General features: G+C 68.2%; 13 protein-coding genes. 10 read left to right on the forward strand and 3 right to left on the reverse strand.

Annotated elements, in window-relative coordinates; all coding sequences use genetic code 11:
- Positions 1-10: 10 nt before the first annotated feature.
- From map to truA, 10 genes are all read left to right on the forward strand, one after another.
- Positions 11-811 carry a type I methionyl aminopeptidase gene (gene map / locus SACPADRAFT_RS0222390; protein ID WP_028662681.1) on the forward strand — a complete coding sequence of 267 codons (801 nt, stop codon included), beginning with the start codon at positions 11-13 and terminating at the stop codon, positions 809-811.
- Positions 812-1,185: 374 nt separating this feature from the next.
- Complete coding sequence (infA, locus tag SACPADRAFT_RS0222395) at positions 1,186-1,407, forward strand: translation initiation factor IF-1 (protein WP_005443304.1); 222 nt, start codon at positions 1,186-1,188, stop codon at positions 1,405-1,407.
- Between the two features lie 75 nt (positions 1,408-1,482).
- Positions 1,483-1,596 (forward strand): 50S ribosomal protein L36, encoded by a 114-nt coding sequence (gene rpmJ, locus SACPADRAFT_RS0222400; RefSeq protein ID WP_005461389.1) that lies wholly within the window; start codon positions 1,483-1,485, stop codon positions 1,594-1,596.
- 211 nt (positions 1,597-1,807) lie between these two features.
- Complete coding sequence (gene rpsM, locus SACPADRAFT_RS0222405; RefSeq protein WP_007023283.1) at positions 1,808-2,188, forward strand: 30S ribosomal protein S13; 381 nt, start codon at positions 1,808-1,810, stop codon at positions 2,186-2,188.
- Complete coding sequence (locus SACPADRAFT_RS0222410) at positions 2,185-2,373, forward strand: hypothetical protein (protein WP_007023284.1); 189 nt, start codon at positions 2,185-2,187, stop codon at positions 2,371-2,373. Before rpsM ends, SACPADRAFT_RS0222410 begins: the two co-directional genes overlap by 4 nt.
- Positions 2,374-2,388: 15 nt before the next feature.
- Positions 2,389-2,793: a 30S ribosomal protein S11 gene (gene rpsK / locus SACPADRAFT_RS0222415; RefSeq protein ID WP_007023285.1), complete on the forward strand. Its 405-nt coding sequence runs from the start codon at positions 2,389-2,391 to the stop codon at positions 2,791-2,793.
- A gap of 23 nt (positions 2,794-2,816) precedes the next feature.
- Positions 2,817-3,422: a 30S ribosomal protein S4 gene (rpsD, locus tag SACPADRAFT_RS0222420; RefSeq protein WP_007023286.1), complete on the forward strand. Its 606-nt coding sequence runs from the start codon at positions 2,817-2,819 to the stop codon at positions 3,420-3,422.
- A 115-nt stretch (positions 3,423-3,537) separates the two neighbouring features.
- Positions 3,538-4,602, forward strand: coding sequence for a DNA-directed RNA polymerase subunit alpha (locus tag SACPADRAFT_RS0222425; protein ID WP_007023287.1), 1,065 nt, complete (start codon positions 3,538-3,540; stop codon positions 4,600-4,602).
- Between the two features lie 39 nt (positions 4,603-4,641).
- Positions 4,642-5,205, forward strand: coding sequence for a 50S ribosomal protein L17 (gene rplQ, locus SACPADRAFT_RS0222430; protein ID WP_007023288.1), 564 nt, complete (start codon positions 4,642-4,644; stop codon positions 5,203-5,205).
- Entirely contained in the window at positions 5,202-6,131 is a 930-nt protein-coding gene (gene truA, locus SACPADRAFT_RS0222435) for a tRNA pseudouridine(38-40) synthase TruA (protein ID WP_084258572.1), read from the forward strand. Before rplQ ends, truA begins: the two co-directional genes overlap by 4 nt.
- Here the strand turns inward: truA and SACPADRAFT_RS0222440 are convergent.
- The 3 genes from SACPADRAFT_RS0222440 to eccE form a co-directional block, all read right to left on the reverse strand.
- On the reverse strand, positions 6,113-7,012 hold the full coding sequence (locus SACPADRAFT_RS0222440; protein ID WP_007023290.1) for a DUF559 domain-containing protein: 900 nt from the start codon (positions 7,010-7,012) through the stop codon (positions 6,113-6,115). The genes truA and SACPADRAFT_RS0222440 overlap by 19 nt on opposite strands.
- Positions 7,013-7,254: 242 nt before the next feature.
- Positions 7,255-7,977 carry a hypothetical protein gene (locus tag SACPADRAFT_RS0222445; protein ID WP_007023291.1) on the reverse strand — a complete coding sequence of 241 codons (723 nt, stop codon included), beginning with the start codon at positions 7,975-7,977 and terminating at the stop codon, positions 7,255-7,257.
- A complete protein-coding gene (gene eccE, locus SACPADRAFT_RS0222450) occupies positions 7,974-9,194 on the reverse strand; it encodes a type VII secretion protein EccE (RefSeq protein ID WP_007023292.1) in 1,221 nt (406 codons plus the stop codon). Before eccE ends, SACPADRAFT_RS0222445 begins: the two co-directional genes overlap by 4 nt.
- Between the last annotated feature and the right edge of the window lie 185 nt (positions 9,195-9,379).

Consider the following 9,379-nt stretch of genomic DNA (forward strand, 5'->3'; position numbering starts at 1 on the left):
ACTGCTGGGTATGTTCCGACGTCGAAACACGATCGAGGTCAAGACGCGCGGCGAGCTCGACGCGATGCGACGCGCCGGGCTCGTCGTCGCCCGCACCCTCGACCTGGTACGGCGGTCGGCCGTGCCCGGGGCGAGTACCGGTGAGCTGGACGAGCTCGCCGAGCAGACGATCCGGGACGCCGGTGCGGTGCCGTCGTTCAAGGGCTACCACGGGTTCCCCGCGTCGATCTGCGCGTCGGTGAACGAGCAGATCGTGCACGGGATCCCGACCTGGGACCGCGTGCTCGACGACGGTGACCTGCTGTCGGTGGACTGTGGCGCGATCCTCGACGGGTGGCACGGCGACTCGGCGGTGACCATCGAGGTCGGGACGGTCTCGGATCGCGACCGCGCACTGTCCGAGGCAACCAGGGCGGCGATGGAGGCGGGGGTGGCAGCCCTCGGTTCGGCCACCCGGCTGACCGACATCTCGCACGCCATCGAGACCGCGGCCCAGCGGAAGGCCGCGGAGCACGGCGTGGAGTACGGGATGATCGCCGAGTACGGCGGACACGGGATCGGCCGTGAGATGCACATGGAGCCGTTTCTGCCGAACCTCGGCCGACCGGGCCGGGGACCGAAGCTCACGACCGGCATGGCGCTCGCCATCGAGCCGATGCTCACGGCCGGATCCTCGGAGGCCGTCGAGCTGGACGACGGCTGGACCGTCGTCACCGCGGACGCCTCCCGCGCCGCCCACTGGGAACACACCGTCGCGATCACCGACGACGGCCCGTGGGTCCTCACCGCCCCGGACAACGGGAACAGTTAGCCCGCGAACTGCGGTACACGTACACGGGGTGCGGTGGCCTGGAAACCGGCACCGGCTCCCCTCCCCCCCCCCACCCGCCGAACGCCCCGGGCCGGCCCGGGGACGACGTTTCGCCCGCGAACCGCGTCACTACGGGAGCCGGGGGCAGGCTGATACGACACCGTCGTCCGGTCGAACGCGCGGAGTGGTCGCGCGGTCGCTGCGGGGTCTGACACGGCCCCGGTGGTCGGGCTTGACACGCGTTGCGTACACTGTCTGATTGGCGTGCTCATCACGTCGGTCCCATCGTGCTCGCTTATCGGGTTCCGGCCGACGTGACGTGTGTGCCACCCAGGCAAGCACTCAACGCTCAACGATCACGAAACGCGGAGTACATGGCGAAGAAGGACGGGGCCATCGAGGTCGAGGGCCGCGTAATCGAGCCGCTTCCCAACGCGATGTTTCGCGTCGAGTTGGAGAACGGCCACAAGGTCCTAGCACACATCAGCGGCAAGATGCGGCAGCACTACATCCGCATCCTGCCGGAAGACAGGGTCGTCGTGGAGCTCTCGCCCTACGACTTGTCCCGTGGACGCATCGTCTACCGCTACAAGTGATTTCGTGAGCGTGGCGGAGGGCGACCTCTGCCAGGGGGCGCGCAGCAACTCAGCACGAGCAGGAGAGCAGGAGACGTGAAGGTCAAGCCGAGCGTCAAGAGGATCTGCGACAAGTGCCAGATCGTCCGTCGTCACGGGCGGATCATGGTGATCTGCGACAACCTGCGGCACAAGCAGCGGCAGGGCTGATCGCGGCACTCGTTCAGGTGTTCTGACGACGCCGAACACAGTATCTCCCCGCGCCTGTCGGGTCGGCCGGACACGGCGGTCCGACCTACCCCCGGAACTTCGGGCCGGGGCCGGGACACCGTCCCGCGAGAGCGGACGGACGACGCGAGTCGGTCCCGGAACGGACGGGGAGGAGACCCGAAGTTGTGACAACGAAGGAGCACGAGCGCCAATGGCACGACTCGCCGGCGTCGACCTCCCCCGCGAGAAGCGGCTGGAGATCGCGCTGACCTACATCTACGGGATCGGCCGTACCCGCTCCAAGGAGGTCATCGCCGCGACGGACCTGAACGTGGACACCCGCGTCCGGGACCTCAGCGACGACGACCTCGTGAAGCTGCGGGATCACATCGAAGAGAACTTCAGGGTCGAAGGTGACCTCCGGCGCGAGGTGAACGCCGACATCCGGCGGAAGATCGAGATCGGGTGCTACGAGGGGCTGCGGTGGCGCCGCGGGCTCCCGGTGCGGGGCCAGCGCACCAAGACGAACGCCCGCACCCGTAAGGGCCCGAAGAAGACGGTCGCCGGCAAGAAGAAGGCGGGCAAGAAGTGAGCGTCCGGGTCCGGCGGGGCGTCCGTGCCGGCGCGGTCCAGCGTCGGCGTGCGGCCTCCCGCATGTCCCCCAGAGCTCTCTACGCCCGTCCGATGGCGCTGCGCCAGCTGTACACGGACGCCGGGACGCTCATCCGGCGTGGCCAGCACGAGGCCGCGGCCACCCATCACCAGAACTCGCGCTAGAGGAGAAACCCGACCATGCCACCCAAGGGTCGTACGACCGGAACCAAGAAGGTCCGGCGCAGGGAAAAGAAGAACGTTGCACACGGGCACGCCCACATCAAGAGCACGTTCAACAACACCATCGTCTCGATCACCGATCCGCAGGGCGCGGTGATCTCCTGGGCGTCCTCCGGCCACGTCGGCTTCAAGGGCTCCCGGAAGTCGACGCCGTTCGCGGCGCAGATGGCCGCGGAGAACGCGGCCCGCAAGGCGACCGAGCACGGCATGAAGAAGGTCGACGTGTTCGTGAAGGGGCCCGGTTCGGGACGCGAGACCGCGATCCGTTCGCTGCAGGCCGCCGGACTCGAGGTCGGCACCATCCAGGACGTGACCCCGCAGCCGCACAACGGCTGCCGCCCGCCGAAGCGTCGCCGGGTCTGAGGAACGGGGAGGAGTAAAGAACCATGGCTCGATACACCGGCCCCGCGACCCGTCTCTCGCGTCGCCTCAAGGTCGATCTCGTCGGTGGCGACAAGGCCTTCGAGCGTCGCCCCTACCCGCCGGGCCAGCACGGCCGCGGCCGGGTCAAGGAGAGCGAGTACCTGCTGCAGCTGCAGGAGAAGCAGAAGGCCCGTCACTCGTACGGCATTGTCGAGCGGCAGTTCCGCCGCTACTACGAGGAGGCCACGCGGCGTCCCGGCAAGACCGGCGAGAACCTGCTGCAGATCCTGGAGTCGCGGCTGGATAACGTCGTGTACCGGGCGGGGCTCGCGCGGACCCGCCGTCAGGCCCGGCAGCTGGTCAGCCACGGCCACTTCACGGTGAACGGGACGAACGTCAACATCCCGAGCTACCGCGTCACGAAGTTCGACATCATCGATGTCCGGCCGAAGTCGCTGCAGATGCTGCCGTTCGTCGCGGCCAAGGAGTCGCTGGGCGAGCGTCCGGTGCCCGGCTGGCTGCAGGTCGTCCCGTCGAACCTGCGCATCCTCGTGCACCAGTTGCCCGAGCGCGCACAGATCGACATTCCGGTGCAGGAACAACTGATCGTCGAGTTCTACTCGAGGTGATCCGGCACCGGCCCGGTGCCGGTCCGGATCGGGTGGCGGCGCCCCGAGCGCGCCGCCACCACGCCATCCCTTTCGGCGTCATATGGCGGGCGCCGGTAGGAAAGGAAGAAGGACAGTGCTGATTTCCCAGCGGCCGACTCTCAGCGAGGAGACGGTCAACGAGACGCGCTCACGGTTCACGATCGAACCGCTGGAGCCGGGCTTCGGCTACACCCTCGGCAACTCGTTGCGGCGCACGCTGCTGTCGTCGATCCCGGGTGCCGCGGTCACGAGCATCCGTATCGACGGCGTGCTGCACGAGTTCACCACCGTGCCGGGCGTCAAGGAAGACGTCACCGAGATCATCCTGAATCTCAAGGAACTCGTCGTCTCCTCGGAGGAGGACGAGCCCGTCACGATGTACCTGCGCAAGCAGGGGCCGGGCGAGGTGACCGCGGCGGACATCGTGCCCCCGGCCGGGGTGACGGTGCACAACCCGGATCTGCAGATCGCGTCGCTCAACGACAAGGGCAAGCTCGAGATCGAACTGGTCGTCGAGCGTGGCCGCGGGTACGTGCCCGCTCTGCAGAACAAGCAGGCCGGTGCCGAGATCGGTCGGATCCCGATCGACTCGATCTACTCGCCGGTGCTGAAGGTGACGTACAAGGTCGAGGCGACCCGTGTCGAACAGCGGACCGACTTCGACAAGCTGATCCTCGACGTGGAGACCAAGCCGTCCCTCACGCCGAGGGACGCGGTCGCGTCGGCGGGCAGGACGCTGGTCGAGCTGTTCGGGCTCGCCCGTGAGCTCAACGTCGACGCGGAGGGCATCGAGATCGGGCCGTCGCCGCAGGAGGCGGACACCATCGCGGCCTACGCGATGCCGATCGAGGACCTGGACCTGACGGTGCGGTCGTACAACTGCCTGAAGCGCGAGGGGATTCACACGGTCGGCGAACTGGTCTCGCGGAGCGAGGCCGACCTGCTCGACATCCGGAACTTCGGCGCCAAGTCGATCGACGAGGTCAAGATGAAGCTCGTCGGTCTGGGCCTCGCGCTGAAGGACAGCCCGCCCGGGTTCGACCCCACTGCCGCTGCGTCCACCTACGAGGGGGAGACGTGGGGCGCGGACACCGCGACCGATTTCCCCGACACCGGCCCCGACGACGGCCAGGACTTCGCGGAGACGGAACAGCTGTAAGTGGTCCTGCGGCGCTAGAAGCTCAAACGAGGAGAACCGATGCCCACCCCCACGAAGGGATCCCGTCTCGGCGGATCGCCTGCGCACGAGCGGTTGATGCTGGCCAACCTGGCTACGTCGTTGTTCGAGCACGGCAAGATCACCACGACCGAGGCGAAGGCCAAGCGGGTGCGCCCGCTCGCCGAAAAGCTGATCACCAAGGCGAAGCGTGGTGACCTGCACAATCGGCGTCAGATCATGCGGACGATCCGGGACAAGGACGTCGTGCACAAGCTGATGGCCGAGATCGGACCGTTCTACAGCGACCGCAACGGTGGCTATGTGCGGATCACCAGGACGCTACCGCGCAAGGGTGACAATGCGCCCATGGCGGTCATCGAACTGGTCCCGGAGAAGACGGTGACCTCCGAGGCGGAGGCCGCACGGAAGACGAAGTTCGCGAAGGACGAGGCCGCGCAGAAGCCGCAGCCCGAGTCCACCACGGAGGAGTCCGGCGGGCAGGACGGGGAGACGTCCGGCCCGGGCGATGAGGCCGAGGCCGACAACGCGGACGAGTCGAACGACGCCGTCGAGGAGCCGAGCGACAAGAAGGACGAGTCCTGACGGCTCAGCACGAGACGAACGAGCCCGCCGTTCCCCACGGGGACGGCGGGCTCGTTCGTCTCCGCCTCGATCTCGGCTACGACGGTACGGACTTCTACGGCTGGGCCCGCCAACCGACACTTCGCACGGTGCAGGGCGTCTTGGAGGACGCGCTGACAAAGCAACCCCCGGGCGCCTCCGTCCGCACCCCGATAGTCGTGGCCGGCCGCACCGACACCGGCGTCCACGCCACCGGCCAGGTGGCCCATGTGGACGTGACGCGTTTCGCGGGCGGAACGCGAGACCGGCGCAGGATGACGGTCGATGCCGATGGCGTCCCCGATTTCGGACAGGCTCGGTACCGGTTGAACCGCGCTCTGCCCGCAGATGTACGGGTTTTCGACGTTCGGCGTGCCCCTGCGGGCTTCGACGCACGCTTTTCGGCCGCGGAACGTCATTACGAGTACCGGGTGTCGGATGCGGCCTGGGGGGTGAGTCCGCTCCGCCGTCGGGATACGTTGGCGTGGCCACGGGAGCTCTCCGTGGAGGCCATGAACGAGGCGGCGACCCACCTCGTCGGCCTGCACGACTTCGCCGCCTTCTGCAAGCGAAGAGAGGGTGCGACGACGATCCGGGAGTTGCGCCACCTCCGCTGGGAACGCGTCGACGAGCATGAATTGGTGCTGCATGTGTCGGCGGACGCCTTCTGCCACTCGATGGTGCGAAGTCTCGTCGGTGCGTTGCTCTACGTGGGTGATGGTCGGCGAGGGGTCGACTGGCCGGCGGAGCTGTTGGCCCTGGGGGACCGTAGCAGTGTGGTCGCTCCTGCCCACGGGTTGACGCTGGTCCGTGTCGAATACCCGCCCGACGAACAGCTGGCGACCCGGGCGGAGATCACGCGTAATGTGCGCAGTACCGGGCTGGCCGATCAGCGGTCCCGGAAGTGAGCCTCGCGCACTTCGGCGAGCAACCGTTCGTGGTTCCCGGCGAGTTTCTCCGCGGTGACGATGACGAATCGCCACCCCTCCGCGGTCAACCACTTCCGACGTAGCTTGTCCCGCCGCAACTGCCGTTTGGTCCGGTGCCACAGGCCGTCGTATTCGACGGCTGTCTTGCTCTCCTGAAGGACGTGATCGAGTCGGGCCACCTCCCTGCCCGCCCGGACGATGCGGTATTGCGGCGTCGGTTTGAATCCCCCACACACCAGGACGACCCGCAGTTCCGATTCCGGGAGTGACTCTGCCCGGTCGTCGGACAACTCGAACGCCTTCCGCGCGAGCCGGATACCCCGGTTGCGGCGGCGATAAAGTATGCGCCCGAGTCTTGCTCGGGAAACCATACGGGCGCGGATGAAGGCGTCCAGGTCGGGAACGGCGAGTCGAAGTCTGCGTACCCAGCTACGGGTGCGTGGAGAGTGCCGTAGGAGCAGGTCGAGCGCGATGCGGCAGGGCCGTGCTATCCGCACACCGTGCCACGGCCGGGATTCCTTCCTCCCCACGGCGGTTCGCCGGACGTGGATACCACGGACCGGACCGAAGCGTGCTTCCTCGGGCACGACGAATTCCACCGGATCGTTCGGCTTGGCGAGGTCGACGCCCAGAACGGTCGCTGCCGAGCGCCCGGTCAGAACCGCACGCTTCGGAACGATCAGAGCTGCTCCGCGGCAGCGGAGTTCGTGAGTGACCTCGAGGTGGGCGGGTGCGTACACGTCCTGGAAGAGGCGACGAAACCGCGGGCCCCGAAGCTGGGCAGCGGTGAGGTACCCCGCGGAGCGTGCCGCCGAGCCACGGAAGACGTCGTTGATGTCGATTCGCGTCGGTGAGTCCATGGACACAGCGTGACCCACAGCGCCGACACACGCTCTTCACGACCAGCAGTTGTCCACAGGTTCCTCGGAGAGACGCACTTGTCCACTGGCGCCGGACGACGCCTTGACAGGCAACAGACGTGCGAAAGCGGCGCGGTCCGCCCGCAGAACGACCTACCTCCACCCGCCCGCGGAACGACCCACCCCCGCCCGCCCGGGACCACGGCCGGTGCCGGGCGGGCGGGCAGGGGAGGGGGACGAGGTCAGTCGCCTCGGCGGACCGGGCCGAGGAGTTGCTGCTCCTTGGGAGTGGTGACCAGGCGGAGCGGACGCCACAGGTTACGGCCCAGGGCAACGACCTGGTCGTCCTTCAAGGTCGTCAGCTGCCGCATCATCTGCGGCGGGAGCCGCCAGATGCGACCCGCGAGTTCCGCCTGCCCCGCGGGAAGCCGTTGCATCAGCACCAGGTCCGCCGCATTGGCCAGTGCACCTGCCTGCGGATGGAGGTACGGCAGGACATAGATCGTCGTCTGCCACGGCGAGCGTGGAGGAAACAGATCCTGTGGTGTCGGACCACCGTCGTGGACGACGAGTAGCGGTGCGTCTTCCGAGGGCCTGGGCAGTTCGACCGGGGAGAGTCGCCGGATCTGGACCAGCGGCGAGGGCTGTCCGTTTTGCTGCTGCCCCGCCGCCTGGGGCAGGACATGCCAGGCCGTGGGACGTCCGGTCGCGATGACGACCCAGGCACCGACCGCCATCGCGCGCAGCGCGACCTGCCGGGACAGGTACAGTCCACCGACCAGAACGATGCGCGTGGGTGCCGACCGCAGCGCGGAGACCGTCAGCGGTTCCCCCTGCAGCCCCGATCCGAGCACGATCCCCCCACGGTCACCCGAAGGGCTGACAACGTCGAGCAGTTCGGGATCGACGACGAACTCCGGTGCCACACCTGTGGCCTCGTTCGCGTCGTGCACACGGGTGCTCACGCGGTACCTCCCAGGGGTAACGTCGAGGCGAATCCGGAGGCCTGTGATCCACGGAGCGGTGTCAGTGTGACGCCGATCCGTTCGGAGACGCTCGTCAACCGTTGATCGCCCGCCTCGAGTTCACGTGGATTCCGTGCGCTGATACGGACGACGCCCCGCAGCCCGACCTTACCCTCGTCGGACGCGGGCGAGAGGGACATGGCGACGGTCGCGGACAACGCGCGGACGCTGGTGAGCGCGTTGAGGTTGCTGCTGATCCGCCCCTTCGGCCACCCCGTGATCGCGTAACTGGCGTGGCCGATCCCGGCGGCGGTGACCCCGCCCCACTTCTCATGCAGCCGGACACGGGTGGTCGAACCGGCGACGTCGGTCAGTTCGGCCGCGGAAATCCCCGACCTCAGCAGCTCCTCGGGGTTCAGCGGCCTGGTCGGCACTCCCTGTGACTCCAGTGCATTGCGGACGCGCGACAGGGCACCCATCAGCGCTCTGTGCGCACCGACGACACCCCCGCCGCGTTCACGGACAGCCGTCGGACACCGTTTCGGGTCGAGTCGGACGGAGATCCAGGTGGTGCGTCGCGCCGGGGCGGACAATGGCCCGAGAACCTCCAGGTAGGACTCGAGTGCCGGTGACTCCGCCGGGAGTGCCGCACTGCCCGGGTAACAGTGCGAGGTCATCTGGATCGAGTCGAGGATGACTCCACGGTCCTCCAGGCAGGGCGCCAGTGCCGCGAGGGGAAGGCTCGGTGCGGCATCCGCCTGGGTGATCAGTGCCGGTGTCGGTTCCACCAGAAGAACCGCCGTCCACGTCCCGTCGTGCCAGGCGAGCCCGACCTCGTGATGCTCATGGTCCTTCGTCTTCGCCACGACGAGGTCGGGCACCGCGAGTCGCAGCAGACTGACGCGGGCGTCCTCGGGTCCGAGGATCTCCTCGCCGTCGTCCTCGCCGACGGCGACGGGCTCGACATTGGTCGGATCCGGTGGGGTAATCACGCGATCGTGTGAGCGAAGCGCGTATCGGACCGTAAGCCCCGCCCATTGCGTGAACCACTGGCCCTTCCACCGGAGGAAGGCCAGGACAAGTGCCACGGCGGTGACGCCGATCGCCGGGTAGAGCAATCCGTCGTTGATCGCGACAAGGACGAGGCCGACCGCGAACCCCAACTCGAGCACCACGATGTTGGCTACCGGGAACAGGCCGAAGCTCGCCGCCGCCATCCGGCGTCGTGCGGGTGGTACCTCACGCGTCGTGCTTCCGGTTTCTCCCTGGCCACCGGGGGGCTCCCCGGAACCCCCCGACTCTGACGGGCCACCGCCCGGTCCGCCGGGCCCGCCGGGACCTCCCGGTCCACCGGGCCCACCCGGTCCGCCCGGACCACCGGGCCCACCCGGGCCCCCGGGCC

The sequence above is a fragment of the Saccharomonospora iraqiensis subsp. paurometabolica YIM 90007 genome, from assembly GCF_000231035.2.
Classification (GTDB): domain Bacteria; phylum Actinomycetota; class Actinomycetes; order Mycobacteriales; family Pseudonocardiaceae; genus Saccharomonospora; species Saccharomonospora paurometabolica.

Excerpts from the sequence above, each read along its gene's own strand:
- map (WP_028662681.1), top strand. The coding sequence starts at position 11 with ATGTTCCGACGTCGAAACACGATCGAGGTCAAGACGCGCGGCGAGCTC.
- infA (WP_005443304.1), top strand. The coding sequence starts at position 1,186 with ATGGCGAAGAAGGACGGGGCCATCGAGGTCGAGGGCCGCGTAATCGAG.
- rpsM (WP_007023283.1), top strand. The coding sequence starts at position 1,808 with ATGGCACGACTCGCCGGCGTCGACCTCCCCCGCGAGAAGCGGCTGGAG.
- rpsK (WP_007023285.1), top strand. The coding sequence starts at position 2,389 with ATGCCACCCAAGGGTCGTACGACCGGAACCAAGAAGGTCCGGCGCAGG.
- rpsD (WP_007023286.1), top strand. The coding sequence starts at position 2,817 with ATGGCTCGATACACCGGCCCCGCGACCCGTCTCTCGCGTCGCCTCAAG.
- rplQ (WP_007023288.1), top strand. The coding sequence starts at position 4,642 with ATGCCCACCCCCACGAAGGGATCCCGTCTCGGCGGATCGCCTGCGCAC.
- SACPADRAFT_RS0222440 (WP_007023290.1), bottom strand. The coding sequence starts at position 7,012 with ATGGACTCACCGACGCGAATCGACATCAACGACGTCTTCCGTGGCTCG.
- eccE (WP_007023292.1), bottom strand. The coding sequence starts at position 9,194 with ATGGCGGCGGCGAGCTTCGGCCTGTTCCCGGTAGCCAACATCGTGGTG.